Consider the following 18,788-nt stretch of genomic DNA (forward strand, 5'->3'; position numbering starts at 1 on the left):
AGCGTAGCAGTGGTGAAAACAGAAGCGTCGGGTTGGGCCCGACGCGTTTTAATGAGAGTAACTAATCTGAGAGTAACTACAGGTGAGCGTTTACTTACCATCTCCCAGCATAATAGCCAGTCGTTGTCCGGAGGGAGTTGCTTCCAGCATGATTTTTGCCACTATGGTCAGCGGAACGGAAAGCAGCATTCCTACAGGCCCCAATAGCCAACCCCAAAATATTAGCGAGAGGAAAACTACCAGGGTAGACAGGCCCAGCCCTCGCCCCATGACTCGCGGCTCAATGACATTACCAATCAGAATATTCACCACGATAAAACAGGCGGTCACTACCAGCGCATCGGATAACCCACTAAACAGCAGGGTTTGTAGCACTGGTGGGATGGCGGCAATCACCGAACCAATATTCGGAATATAGTTCAGCAAAAAGCCCAGTACGCCCCACAGCATGGCATATTTAACATCCAGTACTGAGAGAAATAGCCAGATTACCAGCCCGGTAGCCAGGCTGATTGCGGTTTTGATGGTCATATAACGGCTGATGCTATCCAGTGCGGCCTGAATTCCCAACATTCCCTGTTGTGGATTATTTAGCGCTTTTCCCAGTTTGCCGGGAAGGGTTTGAACTTCCAGTAGCATAAAGACCACGGTCATTAATAGTAAAAAGATATTGGTCATCATGCCGGAAAATCCCGACAGCATACGGGTAATAAAGCTGACCAGAGCGCTGGGGTCGAAATACTGCATCAGCTCTTCATTAGATATATGGATATTCACCTGCGCCGCATAAGCCTGGAAAGTACGTAAGTGTTCACTAATTGGGCCACGATACTGGGGCAGTGTACGGGTAAATTCATTCAGTGAAGATCCCAACAGGCTGGCGGTCATAAACATACCGATCACGATGGCAACAATAATGATTAATACTGAAAGCACCGAAGGTATACGCCAGCGCGCCATCATTCGCACCAAAGGATAGAGAACGATAGACAGAAAAAGTGCCAGCAAAAAAGGAACCACAATCTGGGAAGCCGCCTTGATGCCGGAAAGAATAATGACCACTGAGGCGAGCATTAACAGGGTGCGTAACCCCATAGCGGATAAATCAGTTTTCAATCCTGTTTCTCTTTTGTAATAGGTAAATCGAAGGTCATTATGGCATAAACCAGACATTCACGCCTGTTTGATGATTTTGCTGCTTTATCGGCGGATATTGCTGGTTTATTCCGTAAATTGTTAGCACGATAAGTTATTTAGTTTTCTGGTATCGGGCTTGCCCACTGCCGTTAGCGGGATTTCTTCAATCAACTCGATACTAACCGGCATTTGATAGCGGGCAACCCGAGGTTTTAACCATTGTATTAGCGCTTGCACATCAATATTTCCATCGGGATGAATAACGACAAATGCCTTTAATCGCTGACCAAACTCTTTATCTTCAATACCGATTATTACGCACTCCCTGACCAATGGATGCTCAGCCAGAACCTTTTCCAGTTCAATGGGATAGATATTTTCACCACCGGAAACGATCATGTCATCGCCTCGGCCGCTTAGAAAGTAGTAGCCATTAGCATCGCGAAAGGCCAGATCGCCGGTTGCCACTAAATCATCGGTTTGTTGAGCTGCCCAGCGGCATTGAACCTGCAACAAACCAACGGTGTTATTACGGGTAATCAACTGGCCTGTGGCGGCATCGCGCAGGCAGATGGTCAATCCATCGATGGGTAATCCAATGGTATCTGCTGCATAAGCCAGATCGTCCGGGGTGGCAATAGTACAGACTCCCGCTTCTGAAGTGCCGTACAGGTTGAATAGCCGCTTACCCAGCAGAGTTTGTGTTTCGCTAAACAGCGTTGGCGGAAGTGCGGCTCCGCCGGAAATAATACAGCGCAGTGATTTTAGACTGGTTGGATAGCGATGCATCATACGGCTCAACATTAGCGGAACCAGTGTGACGACTTCTATTTGCTGTTGATTTATCAGTTCAGCCGCTTGCTGTGCTTCAAAACGACGGGCCAAATAGATAGTGGAACCTAGCAGAGTGGCAATGCATAGGGTCGCCAGACCAAACCCATGGTAAATCGGCGTAGCAATATATAAAGAGCGGTACTGTTCCAGTTTTAACTTATCTAATAAAGCCATCAGCGGATTAAGAAAGGCAAACAATGACGGCTTACGTGCTGCTTGTTTGAATTCACCGCTGGTGCCACCGGTCAGCACCACAATTTTTCCCGGGCCATAGGTGATTTTGGCTATCGGTTTGACGGGCATTTGGCTATATGACTCAATGGATGGTTCTGAATCATGGCTGACCGGTAAACATTGTCCGCTATAGCCTGCCTGTTGAATGACGGGAAATAGCTCCCGATCGTGAATAATTAAATGAAACTGATGCTGATGTATAAATGAAGCTAACTGCTGAGGGCTAATTTCGCTATTAATCAAACAAATATCTGCACCGGTAGCGGAGGTGGCGAACAGTGCCTTAAGTAATGATGCATGATTACGACAAATGATAGCTACTTGTCTGTGTGGTGCAATCTGGTGTTGCGATATAAGCAAACCGGCTACTGCCAGAGATTGTTGGTACAGTTGTTGATAGCTTAATGATTGGTTCTCATCCTGAATCGCTTTGCGCTCGGGGTAACGTCGGGCGCTATAGCCTGATAAGGCCATTAAACTAATACCGTTAGCCCTGATTGAGGATATCAGCGCAGATATGCCTTTGAGCGATAATAAACCAATATTGTGCAGTAATTTAAACTTATTCATCTGATTTACGTTTTACCGTTAAATAGTAGCCACAGCAGGCGGTCCATAGCCGATGGAAAATAACTGAGGCCACTTGAGCCAACATGGTCCACCAGGGACGGATGCAAGGTTTGCGAGTGTACAGGGCACGGCAGATGATTTCCGCCGCTTGTTCAACTGACAGAGCAGGAACCGGTTTATCAGCATAAACTGGCGCTATCATGCGGGTTTTGACCAGTGGAAAGTAAATAGAACAGACGGCTATTTTTGCCTGTTTCAATTCTGGTTCCGCACAGCGTAGCCACTGGTCAAATGCGGTTTTCGAGGCCTGATATGCCGCCCAATAAGGGGTTGGTGCCAGCAGTACATTCAGAGCTGATATATTGATAATTTGTCCCTGAGTTTTTTCCAGTTGAGGGATCAAACTCAGGCAGAGCTGAACCGGAGCAAGATAGTTCAGGCGCATAGTGCGTTGAAAATCATGCAGCCTGTCCAGTGAATTCAGCAGCGGGCGGCAGATAGATTTCCCCGCATTGTTAATAAAGATATCAATATTGCCAAACTGCTGTAGTTGATTGAGTAGCCAGGAGCACTGTTCTTCACTGGTCAGGTCACAGGGAATAACATGGCAGTCAGAGGATCGGGATGCCAGCCGTTGCTGAATTTGCTGTAGTTTTTCTGCTGTGCGGGCAACCAGAATCAATCGAACCGGATAGTCTGCCAGCATTTCTGCTACTGTTTCCCCGATACCATAGCTGGCACCGGTAATCAGAATAGTCTTATTTTGCAGGTAGCGGTTTAGCGCGGATTTATCCGGTTGGCGGTAGGGGAAGAGTAGGTATTTGGTTAGCATAGTGGAAGAGATAATCATCAATTCAGCCTCGATAATTGATGAGCTTTCAGCCATAGCTCCCTTCCCTGATAGCTTCGCATAGAGATTAGCGCTGTAAACTGGCAACAATGGCAGACCTGAATTGTGACATAGCAACTGTTGGGTATAAAACTATATTGGGAGGCTTTTTGGGCCGCTTCAGCTTGTGCCATCTGCTTTTTATCAGGTATTCCAGTATGGGAATATTGGGGGCAATAAGACAGATCAAAAAAGTTATCAGGCAGTTTCGATTCCAACAGAACTATAAATTGTTTTGCTGTATTAATAATATATGAAACCTTATTGTCATTCGTGATGGCATGCCAGAGATAATACCCTTCTCCCATCTCAAATAACGTCAGATCCTCTCCCAGATCGCTCCATATTATATAAATAGGGTACTGATATTCTGTCTTATGGTTAAATTCAGAAAGCATGAAAGCTCCCTCGTCGGGAGAGATATGTGATGAGATAATTTTGCGACACAAAACTTTAGCGTAATTCGCCAGAGCAACCGCATGATAAGGGGGAATAATGTCAGCGCTTTCTATATAACGTTGAAAATAAAACTCAACTTCCTGGCGATCTAATTGCTTATCAAGTCCCAGACTCGCCAGTATCAGAATCGCTTCAGATTCAGAGCCATTAACTAACTGTTGTTCTGCCCAATCAGTATAGAAATGAGGCTTATCGGTACCTAATGCTCTGCAGCCCCATATCTCATCCAGTTCCATAGCTTTCCCTGACAATAATCCAATATGCTGACAGAAATAACACGATGAAACCATTTTCTCAATTCGGGATTAAGGGGTGAATAAAAGCATGCCGATAAAGCCAGAGTGGGTATAATGGAAAGACTTCAACTAAATAAATAGTAATTTACGATTTTTCAATTACTTACTTTGGGCTGACTGAGATGAATGACACACACTCGACGTTGATTAGACAACTCTGCGAGCGTATTGCAGAGCCAGATAATACGCCGCTATATCTGAAGTTTGCTGAAACGGTCAAAATGGCAGTGCGAACGGGTATTTTGCCGCCAGGAAATATTCTGCCGGGAGAACGGGACTTAAGTCAGCTAACCGGAGTGTCGCGAATTACCGTACGTAAAGCCATGGAGATGCTGGATGAGCAGGGCGTAGTTATTCGTTCCCGCGGTTTTGGTACCCAAATTAACGATAAGTTTGAATACTCATTAAAAGAAGCCAAGGGGTTCTCCCAGCAGGTAGAGCTGCGGGGGAAAAAGCCAAATACCCTGTGGGTTAACAAGAGTATTGTTAAATGTTCTGATGAAGTTGCCGGGCAGCTAAAAATTCCGCTTAACAGTCAGGTGTTTATGCTTAAGCGCATTCGTTATGTGGATGATGACCCGGTTTCTATTGAAGAGTCCTATGTTCCGGTAGAGTTAATAAAAAATGTTGATGACATCGGTATGTCACTGTATGACTACTTTCGCAGCCAGAACATTATTCCTCAGCGAACTAAAAGCAAAGTCAGCGCCCGCATGCCGGACGTTGAGTTTCAGTCACATATTAAGCTGGATGAAGCAGTACCGGTGTTGGTGATTAAGCAGGTGGTGTTTGATCATTTAAATCGACTGATTGAGTATAGTGTGAATTTGTGTCGTAGTGATATGTATGTGTTTGTTTCGGAAGAGTAATTATCTTATTTCGAGTAGGTTTCGTCCGCAAATAATGTAGTGTCTTGCTTGACTAGTGTGCGGCGGCCGAGCAAGAGGCGTTAAGGCGAACGCCTCCTGCACCTCCGCGCCTTCGCACACGAATTCAGGTCGCTACGCGACTTCCTTCCTCCTTCTTTCGGCCTTAACGCACCGGCACTGATTCGCTCCCGGCGAAGCAGTGCCTCGAGCAGCATCCATGCTGCTCGTGCTGGCCTCTTTCAGTCGTCAGCTGAATTCCAGTGCTCCCTGGAAAGGGCAAACCAAAGACCAAAGACCAAAGACCAAAGACCAAAGATTAAGGGCTAAAGGTCAATGGCCTGTTTTGTTGATCAATTATATTGCTTAAGGTATTCCGATAACTCGGTTACTGATGGTGCGCAGTCGCCGCCGCGGTGGCTGACGACATAGGAGGCTACCGCGTTGCCCAGTGTTACTGCATCAGCCAGTGACCAGCCGGAAGATAAGGCGGCGAGGACGCCGCCGGCGCCGATGGTGTCGACGACCTGAGCCGGGAACGGTTTTACCCAACCTTTTTGTTTACCGTCGTGATAACAGGCACCTTCTTTGTCTACCCGAATAATCAGTGGGCAGCCGTAGCGGTTGTACCAATCATCTGCCAATGTTTCAGCACTCAGAACAGAAGTATGACCGGATATTCTGGTGTCCATTAATTCGGCTTCCTGACGGTTGAGAGATACCATTGGCTTGAGAGCCATCAGGCGAGCCAGTTGCTGCTCTGATATATCTTCAATACGCGGGCCGAAATCGATAAACAGTTCAATGTTGCTTTCTAATGACTCCAGCCAGTCAATCAATACTCCACCAGTGGCAGAGGCTAACTGATAGCCAGAAAGATAGATCAAAGTATCAGGCTGTAGCTTAAGGCTGCTCAGGGTTTCTTTATCCCACTGGTTTTCCACACCGCTAACGGACAGAAAAGTGCGTTCACCGTCGGGTTCCACTAAGGCCAGACACCAGCCGTTGTCGCCTTTATCGGTTTCCAGTGCGGAAACGATACCTTTTTCATTCAGGGTTTTGCGGATAATATCAGCCCAGATGCCTTGTCCCATCGGCAATGCATTAAGAGAAGATAACCCTAATCGATGCAGGGTAATGGCAATATTCAGTGCACAACCCCCCACATTGACACCCTGCTGGTGCAGTTCAATATCACTGCCCCGATGAGGCAGTGAGTAAGCATCAGCAATTACATCAATCACTGCTGCACCAATCACACAAATTGGACGCTGATTAGTTAATGATGGAAGTTGGTTTTTCAGCTCAGCGGCGTTCATAAGTGGCCTCTCTTTGATGACGAAGCTGGACAAAGGTCTGACTGTAGCGGGTGAAGTCTAACTGATTGACCTGATCCAACTGCTGTTTTAATTGCGGGTCAATACGTTCAATTCCGTGTAACGCGCCGCAAATGGCGGTTGCCATTGCACCAATTGTATCCGTATCACCGCCAAGGTTGGCACACAGAATAGCGCAGCGATTAGGATCGGTTTGTGCCAGTTCAACCATCGCGATGGCGGCAGGCACTGACTCAATGGTGCTGGTACCCGCACCTACCAAATGGTAAATCTGCTCCATGCCTTGTTCAACGCCATCTGCCTGTCTGGCGGTGTGTAACGCCAGCTCGATTCTGGCAGCCATTGAAGCGCTAAAGGTGGTGATATGCTTTTCCTGTGCCGCTTTGGCAACCGCAGGAAGCTGATCGCAAATCTGTGACCAACTGATACCATCGATAGCTTTAGAAATAGCCCAGGCAATAGCGACTGCACCGGAAATCGCCACGTCAGACTTATGGGTTGGGCTGGAAGCTTTTGCCACATCGGCAATAAAATCATCCAGCGAATGGGTTGGCAACAGACAACCAAGCGGCGAAACCCGCATAGCAGCACCGTTAGTCACGCCATTATTCTCTAACCGATCAATTGGAGTACCTTTCTTAATGGCATTCAGTGCAATTTTGGAGGTTGGTCCTAACACGTTTTTATTGAAGGCATCAAACTCTTCTGCCCAGCTCATAATATTACGACCGATAATCGCAGGTTCGATTTCCCCTTTGCATTCAATAATGGCATCCGCCAGCGCCAGCGCCATGGATGTATCATCGGTAAATTCGGCGGTATTAAAATAGCAGGCGGCGTTATTTTCAGCCGGTCCCGGTAAAAAGCGATCTATCCAGCCAAAATAGGATTTGACCCGAGAACGAGGCCACAACTCCGAGGGCATCCCCATCGCGTCGCCCAAAGCCTGGCCATAGAAGGCGCCTAAAATGCGGTTCTCTTTATTCATCATAAACCCTTAATATTGACTTTATTGCTGTACCGCGGAATTCACTGATTGAAGACCGCGGCGGATAACACTAACGATTATGCTTCAACTGATTTAGCGTCTTGTGGTGCGACTTCAATGGTTTTGATTTCGCCATCGGACTCTTTAAAGAACAGCATAAACAGGATGGTAATCACCACGATCATAATGGCACCAAATCCCCACATACCTGCCCAGTTAAAGGTCTGGCCGTTAACTGGTTCAGAGTAGGCAAACATTTTTTCCATCATCTGACCGCCTAAACGGTAACCTAACAGGCTGCCAAAGCCCTGACAGCAAAGGGTAATCAGCCCTTGTGCTGCGGTGCGCATATGTACCGGTGCTTTTTTATCAACATAGATATAAGCGGTAACATAGTAGAAGTCGTAACTAACACCGTGCAGCAGAATGCCGAGGAATAACAGGCCGTAGGTAAAGATATGGTCGGCACCACCGTAGACGAAGAAGCCATAACGAATCGCCGCAGTCACTAAGCCCAGTAACAGCACCTTTTTGATACCAAAGCGCTTGGTAAAGAATGGCAGCGCCAGCATAAAGAAGATTTCAGAGAACTGACCCAGCGTCATCCAACCGGTTGCATTTTTCATGCCTACTTCTGTCAGATAGCCATTGGCGAAGATATAGTAGAAAGCTAACGGCATAGCGAACAGGAATGAACAGAAGAAGAACACCAGGAAGTTGCGATCTTTTAACAGAACGATGGCGTCCAGCCCCAGCATTACCTTCACGCTCATCTTACCGGTACTCTTCGGCGGTGTATTTGGTAGCATCAGAGCAAATACCCCCAGCAGAGCGGAGCTGGCGGCGGTAATTAATAGAGGGATATTGCTGGCAGAGATATCGCCATAGCCCAGCATTCCCGGTAAGAAACCGCACACCAGACCAGAGGCGATCCAGCCGATAGTTCCCATTACCCGAATGCGCGGGAACTGACGTTCCACATCATCGACGTTAGAGAACGCAATACTGTTGGTTAGTGCGATGGTTGGCATATAGGTTAATGAATAGGCCAACAACAGCGGGAAGAAGGTATTGAACTGGGTTTGCTGTGCCGCCAGCCACATCAGTATGGCTCCGGCAAACATTAATACTGCCAGTACTTTTTGAGCTGCAAAAAAACGGTCTGTAATCGATCCCACTAATATAGGCGAGAGAATAGCGGCAATCGCCGTACAGGCATAAGACCAGCCAATCTCTGTTGGGGTGAAACCGCTTGAATTCAGGAAAAGCCACAGAGGTACAAACCAGGCTCCCCAGATAAACCATTCAATGAACATCATGAATGAGAGTTTTGCTATTGTTTTATTCATGTTTCAGTCCTTTCATGATACTGCGTAGGGTAGGTATTGCTTACCATGACAATACCATTTGATAATACCTTTACAATACCTTTGTGTGAAAACCTTGAACCAGATAACATTGTTGAAGGTTGTACCGGCGTAACTATTCTTCCTGTCAGCGATAAATTCTTTTGATATCAATAGCAACAGTACCATTAGCCGTATTCCTGAAAGCGTGGTTTAATTTTTTCATGAATAACTTATTATATTTTAAAGGTTTTTTTAGGAAGAAAAGGCCTTAACCGGCTACCATCACTGGATGAGCCATAGGATAATCACAGAATTGTGCAACCTGCTGTAGAACTGAATCGATTTATTTAAAACGGTCAGTAACATCTCATGCTGAAAAAGTGCTTTTATATCCAAATATTACGCGTCGAATTGATATTTTGGTGAGATAATCGTTTTTTGTTACAACTTGCTACTTTCAATTTATTTCTGCATCATCGACCATCTTAAATCGAAATCTGATTATTTTGTGAACTAGTTTTGGAGTTTTTATGCCTTCACTTGTTTTAAAAATAATAGGTTCAGCGTTTTTCCTTTTGAGTGTGAGTTCATCGGTCGGTTGGGCATCAACAGGGACAATGATCCATCAAGAGTATTCTCTCAATGATAAGCTTGACAGCCTACCTGATTTGCGAAAATACCCTTCCGGCACTCAACGGAAAAAAGCATTTCTTAATGCCGTTGTACCTATTATTGATCAACAAAACAGTCAAATTCGCCAGGAACGCGAGTGGCTATTAAAGAAGCGTTCATCCCAGAGCTGGAGCTCACAGGACATCGTGCGGTTACAGCAAATCTGTAGTCGTTATCGTATGGAATGCACCTCAAATCCCAAGAAGGTGAAGTGGGATGAGCTGCTGAAACGCGTTGATGTTCTGCCGACTCATTTGGTGGTTGCTCAGGCAGCGACAGAGTCAGGCTGGGGAACCTCTAAGCTGGCGCAAACCAACAAGAATTTGTTTGGTATGCGCTGCGGTAGTAAAAGTTGTAATAGCAAAGGTGGAATAAAAGGTTATTCATCCTACAACTCTGTAGATGATTCCGTCACTGCCTATTTGCTGAATATGAATACCCACGCGGCCTACAATAAACTGCGTGATTCACGGGCAGCGCTGAGAAGCCAGGGCGATACCGTGACGGCCGAGCACTTAGTGAATAAACTGGGACGCTACTCTGAACGAGGTGCGTCGTATAATCAGTTTTTACGCAAGATGCTGGACCATAATGAAGAGTTGATCCAGCAGGTGAGAACCGCATCAAGTGTTGATGTTGCTGGTTAGTTAGGGATTATAAATTTAAAAACCGGACAGTTATCTGTTCGGTTTTTTTATGGGTGGAATTCAAAGATAGTTTGATATTGTTTAGTTTGGTGTGAGTTTCGCCGCTTTTGATGCAGTGTTTATTTCGGCAGCTGCGTACCAGATGTTGATGTTTGAATATTTTGTTCGGTGTGAGTTTCGCCGCCTTTGATGAAGTGATTATCTCGGCAATGGTGCTTGCGTCGAGCAAAGGGGCGTTGGGGCGAACGCCCCTTTGCACTCCCCGCGCCTGCGCAGCCGACTGTTGACCGCCGCGTTGCGGCGGCAACCTCAGTCAGCCCAGAGGCTTAACGCACCGGCATAGAGCCGCTCCCAGCGTCGCTATGCCTCTCACCGCATCCATGCGGTTCGTGCTGCCTCTGGTCTTCCTTCGGCAACATTCGGATGCTTTAACCTGAAGGGCAAAGGGCAAAGGGCAAAGGGCAAAGGGCAAAGGGCAAAGGGCAAAGGGCAAAGGGCAAAATATAAAAATGAATGTCCGAATGGAATACCTGATTGGTAGTTAGCATTGCCAATCGTCGGGCTTAGCCCGACGCACCCCAGATTAAAGTACAGACGGTCTACCGGCCGAGCACCATGCTTATATAAGCAATATCGCTTTTACGGCCGGAATATCCACAGCAGTTAACAGTAAAAAGTGCCAATCGTCGGGAGAGGCCGCCGTTGGGGTCGACTTGGCGTAAGCCAACGAAGCGCCCCTAGGCGGACTAGGCCCGACGCACCCCAGGCTAAAGTACAAACGGTCTACCGGCCGAGCACCAAGCCTATATAAGCAATACCGCCTTTACGGCCGGAATATTCACGGTAGCTAACAGTAAAAAATGTCAATCGTCGGGCCCAGCCCGACGCACTCCAGGCTAAAGTACAGATGGTCTACCGGCCGAGCACCAAGCCTATATAAGCAATACCGTCTTTACGGCCGGAATATCCACAGTAGCTAACAGTAAAAAATGTCAATCGTCGGACTAGGCCCGACGCACCCCAGGCTAAAGTACAAACGGTCTACCGGCCGAGCACCAAGCCTATATAAGCAATACCGCCTTTACGGCCGGAATATCCACGGTAGCTAAAACAAATACCCTAATTTAAAAAGCTTTCTTATGCCCCAACCGCGACAACAAATCCGTAATATACAACACTAACGTCGACCGAATAGCCTGCTGGTACCGCTGAAGCTGCATATCCACCAGTTTGTCATCAATAACATCTTCCGGCAGGTTTAATACCGGAGGAGGGGGCAGGGTGATGCCGTGCAGCATATGCAATGGACCCAGCACTTCATCATCAGTAAAGCTGAGATTATCCTGAATATTAAGCAGCTCATTATTCAGCGCCAGTAACAGTTCAACATCCTCATACTCATCCCGGGTAATAACCCCAAGGGCATAAATCAGTTTCAAACGCACCGGAAGTGCTGCCAGAGGGCCAGAACCCTCCAGCAACGGTTCAACAGCATACTTAACGGCATAGTCATCTTTGCGGAATACCTGCAGGATCAACAAATCGACGGCATCGGCTAACAGGCTGACAGCAGCCTCGATAAAGCCTTTTACCGTTAATCTGGCATTCAGACGTTCCAGAATGCGATTTTCAAATACCTGAGTTTCTTCCATTGTTGCCATAGTTACTTTGCCAGCTAAATCTTTTTACCTGAATAACAGACATTGCTGCCTGAGGTGGTTATATAAAGGTGCATAATCTCATGATACAGGCATCTGCTAGGTCTGATGTTGCATGGTGTTATACACATTTGTTATTTGTGCCACAACCTCCGGTTGATCCTGAAGGTGACAAACGTCTTGCAGGGTTTGCTCAATTCCCTTCGACGCCAACATGGCTGCCAGTTCTTGCGCCTGCGGATCTTGCTTACTGCGATAACTCAATGCAGCCGCAATACCAATCAGTAAATTTTGATGAGGCAAACCGTACTCCAGCGTACCACGAAGCGGTTTAATTAGCCGATCTCCCTCACTCAGCTTACGCAATGGTTGGCGGGGTCAAAATGTTCATCGTTAGCAGCGACAATGGTTTGGGTAATCAGTTTGCTGTCGTTAGCTGCCTGAGGATGTTTGGCCGCCAGCAGGCGAGCCGTTAAGTCGTTGTAAAGCTGACTGTCGAGAAAGTTTTTCAACGAGATATGTATAGCATGAGGCGCATGATCCATCGCCCGACGGGTAAGATCCTGATGGGTGATAACCATATCCACGCCTTCCGGCAGACTATTAATCGCACAGTTAGCAACGGTAATATGGTTGAGTCCGGCATCTTTTACTTTTTTACGTAGTACTCCGGCCCCCATCGCGCTGGACCCCATACCGGCATCACAGGCAACCATAATAGTGCGCACATAGCTTAAGTCTTTCACCATATCGCTTTTATGTAACGCCGGTTGTGCAGCACCGCCCTGAGCTTTATTGCCTTTGGACTGTTGCTTCATGCCTTGCATACGGCGAGTAGCGTCTGCCAGACCGTTGTTCTCTTCTTCTCCGGCAGGTACGCGCTTAAGCATCACGGCTGAAATCAGGAAAGAGACAATACCAGAAGCCAGAATAGACAGAACTACGCCAATCAGTGATGACTTTGGTGTCATTAGCAGGACGGCAAAAATAGAACCGGGAGACGCAGGAGAAACCAGTCCCGCATTAAACAGCGTTAGGGTAAATACACCCGTCATTCCGCCTAAAATCACCGCGATAATCAAACGCGGGTTCATTAAAACGTAAGGGAAGTAGATCTCATGAATACCACCAAAAAAGTGGATAATCACCGCACCCGGAGCAGACTGTTTTGCACTGCCTTTACCAAAGAACATATAGGCCAATAGCACACCAAGGCCCGGACCCGGATTGGCTTCAATCAGGAAGAAAATGGATTTGCCCGTTTCTGTTGCCTGCTGAATTCCCAGCGGAGAGAAGATCCCGTGGTTGATGGCGTTATTCAGGAACAGAATTTTTGCCGGTTCAACAAAAATAGAGGTTAACGGCAGCAGGTTGTTCTGCACCATAATGTTAACCCCGGCAGCCAGCAGCTTAGACAGGGATTCAACCAGCGGGCCGATAGCCATAAAAGCCAGGATAGCCAGTAACATACCAATGATACCGGCAGAGAAGTTATTCACTAACATCTCAAAACCGCTTTTGATTTTACCATCAACCCAGCGGTCAAAGCGGCGGATGGCATAGCCACCCAGCGGCCCCACAATCATAGCCCCCATAAACATTGGCATATCGGCACCGATAACCACACCCATGGTGGTGCGCCTACAACGCCACCGCGTTCGTCACCAACCAGACGCCCACCGGTGTAACCGATTAATAGCGGAAGTAAGTAGGTAATCATTGGGCCAACCAGTTTGGCTAAGGTTTCATTTGGTAGCCAACCGGTAGGAATAAACAGTGCGGTAATCAGCCCCCAGGCGATAAATGCGCCGATATTGGGCATCACCATGTTGCTGAGGAAGCGGCCAAAATTCTGTACCTTGACCTTTATATTTGGTGATAACATAAAACACCCCTCGAGGTACGCGCAGATGATAGTGCACGTAGTAGTAGTCGGGACGGCTTCGCCAAAAACCGTCAATCATTTTCAATGCAGGCCGACTCTATCACGACATTTTTGTCTCGCGTACCCCGGGCGGACTTTGTGATCATGATCACTTAGTTACCCCCCTTGCTCTATGCTTGTTAGTGATATTGATCACAAAAAATAGCTGTAAGAAAGTGACAATGTTAATAAAAGTACCGATTTGGTAATTTTTATGTGATGTTTATCACTATTTTTCTGATTGAGCTTGTTTGTCAAGTGTGATATTAATCACAAAGTATTTTTCATTTCCCGCCTTGCCGATCGATAACTCCGTTTTCAGAACCTTCAGCTTCGATAGCCGATCGTTATTTCTGTAACTTAATTACAATTTATTGGTTTTTGGCGAGTTTTTTTCAGCAATGCCGCATGGCGATTGGCTTTTTCAGATGCTTTCTTTTATAGTAGCCACGCATATAGTGCGTTATCACTTTTATTATCACTGTTTCACCGAGGCTTGCATGTTGGAGATTGCGTTAAACCATTGATATTGATCCCGAACTAAACCGGGCGATATCACAAATCCTGAGAATGATGAATATTCTGCGCTGCATATAGCGGGTGCGTAGAGGATTAGGTGTGGTTTTTAACGAGGTTTTCAATATGACGCTTTTCATCCGGAACGTGTCGTTCCTGCATCATCCTGTATTTAATTATCGACGCTGTCGCCACGGTTTGCTCGTGGTGTCGGTTCTCTGCTATCTGCCGATTTGTGCGGCTCATTCATCATTTATCCATTTTATTAATATTGTTAAAAAGGAAAATGACCAATGACGTCACCAATTAACCTATTATTTCAAGATTCATTTTTACGCCAACATATGATGGGTCCCAATGCTTTGCTCATCGCCCGGGAACTGACGCGAGATCTACCTTTGAAAAAAGGAATGCGTATTCTGGACTTAGGCTGTGGTGCAGGGATTACTTCATTGTTTCTGGCTCATCAATTTGACGCCACAATCTATGCGGTAGATTTATGGATTAGCTCCACTGACAACTGGCAGCGATTCAAGCAATTTGGCATGGAGGATCGTATTATTCCGCTCAATCTTGATGCCCATGAATTGCCGTTTGCTGAAGGCTATTTTGATGCGGTGATTAGCATTGATGCTTACCAATACTTTGGCCATAAGCCGGGTTATCTGGAAACTCACCTTGCTCCACTGGTAAAACCGGGTGGTCTAATTGCCGTAACGGTTCCCGGATTACAGCGTCCTTTAGTCAATGGACAACCGCCAGAAGAGATGCTCCCTTGGTGGCAAGAAGGGATGTATTTTTTTACCAGCGACTGGTGGAAAACCTTGTGGGAAGCTTCAGGTGCGGTATCAATTGAAACCTGCCGTGAAATGGACTGTTGTAAACAGGCCTGGGATGAGTGGCTACTGTGCGACAGTAATCCTTATGCGGTGAAGGATAGAGATATGATGGCCGTTGAAAACGGACAATATTTCAATCTGGTTCAAATTGTCGGAAAAGTTAACTGACTGATAATTTAGTAAAACAGTGGCCTGACGATGGTTAGGCCACTAATTTAAAATGTGATTTCCAGATAATTTTTTTAAATACTAATGGGTGTTTAAATAATTAAAAATTACTTTTATAACTGTTGATATTATTGCATTTTTATTGTGTTTTTTCTGGTAATTGAATTCTTTTCCCCTTTATTATTGGGGTTTTTATTTTATTTATAAAAATCTTTAAATATCAATATACAATTTTAATATTGGATGTTTATTGCCCTTAAAGCGTGGTTATTGTTAATTTTGTTTGTTAGCATATCAATCAATGGAGCTGTATTAATTGAGGGAACGACTTCAATATGAAAACCACATTATCTGCTTTAAGCATATTAATCCCTTTAGCGTTTTGCCAGACCGCTTTTGCGCTGAATACCACGATATCTGAAGGTGAAACTTCCTCTATTCGCTCTGGTGCCTATTTATCCGGCATGACATTGATTAATCATGGCGGAGAGCTGCGTCTGATGGCTAACGACGCCAGTGCACCAACTTATGCAGAATATGTTGAGCTAAACGGCGATGATGCACTAATGAAGATAACGGCAAATAGTGCAGATACGGATATGGTGAGCATTGGTACGCTGCGGGGCACGGGTAATGTCGTGTTTAATAGCATAATTAATGGTACTGCTGAGAGCGCAACATACTCTCATTTAAATATAGATACTCTGTCAGGCTGTATCACCTTCGATTTCAATACTGAGATTCAGCATGGACGTGGTGATTATCTGACAATTCGACAGGGTAGCGGTCGGCATCTGATTCGAGTGGCAGACTCTGGAGCAGAGATTACCAATCCCGGAGATAAATCGCTGGATTTAATTACCGACCAAAGTGGCGGCAGCAGTTTTAATCTGACCAATGTTAATGGCGTCAATATTAATGCGGTAGATGGTGGTACCTATATCTATTCATTGTATAACCGCCCTGAAGCCAATGGAGAAGTTTGGTATCTCGGCGCAATTGATATGCGCGTTAATTCACCCAGCCTCAGCCCTGCAACGGATGCGATACTCTCCATGGCGGCAGCACCACAGCTGATTTTTAATAATGAACTTCAGAGTTTACGCTTCAGAAAAGGCTCCCTGCTACAAAATGAAGGCAATGCCGGAGTCTGGATCAGAACCACCAGTGGAAAAAGCAATATCTCCGCCGATAATGCACACTTTAAGCTGGAACAGGCGGGTATTGAGCTGGGAGCTGACCGCATGGCGGATTATGAAAGTGGTAAAGCATTCTGGGGTGGTTTCACCAGCTATAGTAATTCCGATGTGAAACATGCTCGCGGGGGCACCAGCAATATAGATAGCTACAGTGCCGGACTTTACGGTACCTATTTTTATCAAAGCGGCTGGTATATTGATGGCGTATTGAAATACAGTCATTTCAGCAATGACTTACAAGCCATCTCAACCAATGGCGCAGGTATTAAGGGTGACTACAGCCAGAATGCACTGGGTGGTTCGCTTGAGGTGGGATATAACGCATCGGTTGTAGCTGATATCTGGATTGAGCCCTACGTCCGCCTGGCCTATGTGCAGGTTGGTGGAGAAGACGTTAGGTTAAATAATGATATGAAAGCCAAAATTGACCATCAGGATTCCCTGACCAGCGAATTGGGTTTTAGCCTGGGAAAAAGTTTCAGCACCGGCGAAAACAGCATGGTAACCCCTTATATTAAAGCCGCCTGGGTTCATGAGTATATTGATAACAACAATACTGTAATTAACCAGCGTAACCAGTTTACAACTGATTTATCCGGCGATATGGCTAAAGTGGGGCTGGGTGTGGATGCCAGACTATCCCGACAGGTAACTTTGTTTGCCGAAGTTGATTATGCCAAAGGCAGCAAAATCGAAGTACCGGTTCAGGGGAATTTAGGATTGCGCTATAGCTTCTGATAATTTGATACCGGCCAGCCCGATGATGAAATCATTCTTTTTCTGTTTAGTCACCGGGCTTTTGTTATTCCGATTTATGATTTAACTGCCGCCGTTCTGCATAGTAAATAACTCAAAATAATCCCCAATGCCCCCCAGGCTCCGGTTAACAGCCAGACAGAACTCCAACCCTGAGTGTAATCCACCACTAAAGCGACAATAATTGGACCAGCAAACTGACCAAAGCTTATCCATTGCTGCAGCCAGCCAATGGTGACGGGAATATTTTGTACTGATGGTGTGACTTTAACTGCCAGATTGAATAGCGTTGCCGGAGCCAGCCCTCCGGCAGCAGAGAACAGAGTAATAGCAATAAACTGAGTCCAGGGAGAACTGTTCAGCCCAAAGGCAACAAAGGCGGACGCTATCATGGTAATGAAGGCAATATTTAACAGCAGATTGGCGGATACCTTTTGCTGTAACAATTTGCCCGCCAGTAAGTTACCAACAATATTGACCCCGGCCGCGATGGCGGTAAAGGTTCCCATTAACGCGCCAGAAATCCCCGCTTCGCGATAGATAATCGGTAAAAAGCTAATAATTGCAACCCACTGGCTGGTATACATGGAAAAGGTTACGGCGACCAGCCAGGGCTCTTTCACCGTCAGGGTTTGTTTAATTGATAACCAGGCTTGATGCAGCTGATTATGTCCGGGGGCATGGTCAGGGCGGTTCTCTTTAACCGTTCGCCATACCAGCAGAGCCATAATCAGAGTGATAATGCCAGAACCTGTCCACAGTACTGACCAGTCAAAATAGTTGAGAATTGAAGCACCGGCAAATAGCGCAAATACCGTCGCGGTTGGTATATAGGCACTCCACAAAGCAACAAAGAAACTTAATCGGGCTTTAGGGGCGATATGTTTGATTAGCGCCGGGGCGGACATGGTGACCATTAGCAGGGCAAAGCCTTCTATAATGCGAAATACCAGCAGGGTGGCAATGCCGCTGGCGGTTGCTCCGGCGAAGGAGGCTGCCGATAAGACACAAAGCCCAATCAGGATACTTTGCTTTTGCCCGATACGTTGAACAAACAGGCCAAACACCAACCCCAGTAGCATTCCCGCCAGTTGAAATACAGAAATCAACCATCCAGCCTGTGAAAGGCTAAGCTCCAGCGTTTCCTGCAAAACGGGCAGTGCCGGAGGCAACTTCCAGATATGCAATGCGGCACTGACTCCCGCCAGAAAGACAATAAAAGCTTGAGTGGCGGAAGGCGTAACTTGTTGTTCCTGATGGCTGACTGACATAACGCTCCTGAATAATGATATCCATAACCCTGACAATAGTAGGGTGATGCAAAGTGTCGACCATAGCGTAAAAGAAAATAATTTATAACAATTAATTATCAAATTTGTTACATAAATCGTTTCAGGTACAGGATATGAAAGACAGGAAATCAGGCGCAGCGAGAGTGTTTACACAGGGA

At 46.2% G+C, this 18,788-nt stretch carries 13 protein-coding genes and 2 pseudogenes; 4 read left to right on the forward strand and 11 right to left on the reverse strand.

The window, feature by feature from the left end:
* Window positions 1-90 precede the first annotated feature (90 nt).
* From GOL65_RS14365 to GOL65_RS14380, 4 genes are all read right to left on the reverse strand, one after another.
* Window positions 91-1,095, reverse strand: coding sequence for an AI-2E family transporter (locus GOL65_RS14365; protein ID WP_228723184.1), 1,005 nt, complete (start codon window positions 1,093-1,095; stop codon window positions 91-93).
* A gap of 141 nt (window positions 1,096-1,236) precedes the next feature.
* Window positions 1,237-2,775, reverse strand: a complete 1,539-nt coding sequence (locus GOL65_RS14370; RefSeq protein ID WP_179038422.1) for an AMP-binding protein — start codon at window positions 2,773-2,775, stop codon at window positions 1,237-1,239.
* A complete protein-coding gene (locus GOL65_RS14375) occupies window positions 2,768-3,661 on the reverse strand; it encodes an SDR family NAD(P)-dependent oxidoreductase (protein ID WP_218652049.1) in 894 nt (297 codons plus the stop codon). The genes GOL65_RS14370 and GOL65_RS14375 overlap by 8 nt, the downstream gene beginning before the upstream one ends.
* Window positions 3,625-4,359, reverse strand: a complete 735-nt coding sequence (locus GOL65_RS14380) for a hypothetical protein (RefSeq protein ID WP_140920348.1) — start codon at window positions 4,357-4,359, stop codon at window positions 3,625-3,627. The genes GOL65_RS14375 and GOL65_RS14380 overlap by 37 nt, the downstream gene beginning before the upstream one ends.
* Window positions 4,360-4,541: 182 nt before the next feature.
* Between GOL65_RS14380 and GOL65_RS14385 the strand changes: the two genes are divergently transcribed.
* Complete coding sequence (locus GOL65_RS14385) at window positions 4,542-5,288, forward strand: GntR family transcriptional regulator (protein WP_140920347.1); 747 nt, start codon at window positions 4,542-4,544, stop codon at window positions 5,286-5,288.
* A 350-nt stretch (window positions 5,289-5,638) separates the two neighbouring features.
* On the opposite strand, the gene GOL65_RS14390 is transcribed toward GOL65_RS14385, so the two are convergent.
* The 3 genes from GOL65_RS14390 to GOL65_RS14400 all read right to left on the reverse strand — a co-directional run bounded on the left by GOL65_RS14390 (window position 5,639) and on the right by GOL65_RS14400 (window position 8,959).
* Window positions 5,639-6,604, reverse strand: coding sequence for a PfkB family carbohydrate kinase (locus GOL65_RS14390; protein ID WP_140920346.1), 966 nt, complete (start codon window positions 6,602-6,604; stop codon window positions 5,639-5,641).
* Window positions 6,591-7,610: an ADP-ribosylglycohydrolase family protein gene (locus GOL65_RS14395; protein WP_218652066.1), complete on the reverse strand. Its 1,020-nt coding sequence runs from the start codon at window positions 7,608-7,610 to the stop codon at window positions 6,591-6,593. The genes GOL65_RS14390 and GOL65_RS14395 overlap by 14 nt, the downstream gene beginning before the upstream one ends.
* A gap of 77 nt (window positions 7,611-7,687) precedes the next feature.
* The gene (locus GOL65_RS14400) at window positions 7,688-8,959 is read right to left on the reverse strand and encodes a nucleoside permease (RefSeq protein ID WP_140920344.1); all 1,272 of its coding nucleotides are present in this window, start codon (window positions 8,957-8,959) and stop codon (window positions 7,688-7,690) included.
* A 617-nt stretch (window positions 8,960-9,576) separates the two neighbouring features.
* Here GOL65_RS14400 and GOL65_RS14405 point away from each other — a divergent pair.
* Window positions 9,577-10,278 (forward strand): protein bax, encoded by a 702-nt coding sequence (locus GOL65_RS14405; protein WP_228397005.1) that lies wholly within the window; start codon window positions 9,577-9,579, stop codon window positions 10,276-10,278.
* A 1,124-nt stretch (window positions 10,279-11,402) separates the two neighbouring features.
* Here the strand turns inward: GOL65_RS14405 and GOL65_RS14410 are convergent.
* The 3 genes and pseudogenes from GOL65_RS14410 to GOL65_RS14420 all read right to left on the reverse strand — a co-directional run.
* Window positions 11,403-11,939, reverse strand: coding sequence for an MltR family transcriptional regulator (locus GOL65_RS14410; protein ID WP_140920342.1), 537 nt, complete (start codon window positions 11,937-11,939; stop codon window positions 11,403-11,405).
* A gap of 96 nt (window positions 11,940-12,035) precedes the next feature.
* Window positions 12,036-12,311: pseudogene (locus GOL65_RS14415) on the reverse strand (mannitol dehydrogenase family protein); the annotation flags it as partial.
* A 74-nt stretch (window positions 12,312-12,385) separates the two neighbouring features.
* Window positions 12,386-13,821: pseudogene (locus GOL65_RS14420) on the reverse strand (PTS mannitol transporter subunit IICBA); the annotation flags it as partial.
* Window positions 13,822-14,669: 848 nt separating this feature from the next.
* Between GOL65_RS14420 and GOL65_RS14425 the strand changes: the two are divergent.
* Complete coding sequence (locus GOL65_RS14425) at window positions 14,670-15,383, forward strand: SAM-dependent methyltransferase (protein WP_179038423.1); 714 nt, start codon at window positions 14,670-14,672, stop codon at window positions 15,381-15,383.
* A gap of 335 nt (window positions 15,384-15,718) precedes the next feature.
* Window positions 15,719-17,320 carry an autotransporter outer membrane beta-barrel domain-containing protein gene (locus GOL65_RS14430; protein ID WP_140920340.1) on the forward strand — a complete coding sequence of 534 codons (1,602 nt, stop codon included), beginning with the start codon at window positions 15,719-15,721 and terminating at the stop codon, window positions 17,318-17,320.
* A 74-nt stretch (window positions 17,321-17,394) separates the two neighbouring features.
* On the opposite strand, the gene GOL65_RS14435 is transcribed toward GOL65_RS14430, so the two are convergent.
* Window positions 17,395-18,609: an MFS transporter gene (locus tag GOL65_RS14435; RefSeq protein ID WP_140920339.1), complete on the reverse strand. Its 1,215-nt coding sequence runs from the start codon at window positions 18,607-18,609 to the stop codon at window positions 17,395-17,397.
* Between the last annotated feature and the right edge of the window lie 179 nt (window positions 18,610-18,788).

It is taken from the genome of Limnobaculum xujianqingii (assembly GCF_013394855.1).
GTDB lineage: Bacteria > Pseudomonadota > Gammaproteobacteria > Enterobacterales > Enterobacteriaceae > Limnobaculum > Limnobaculum xujianqingii.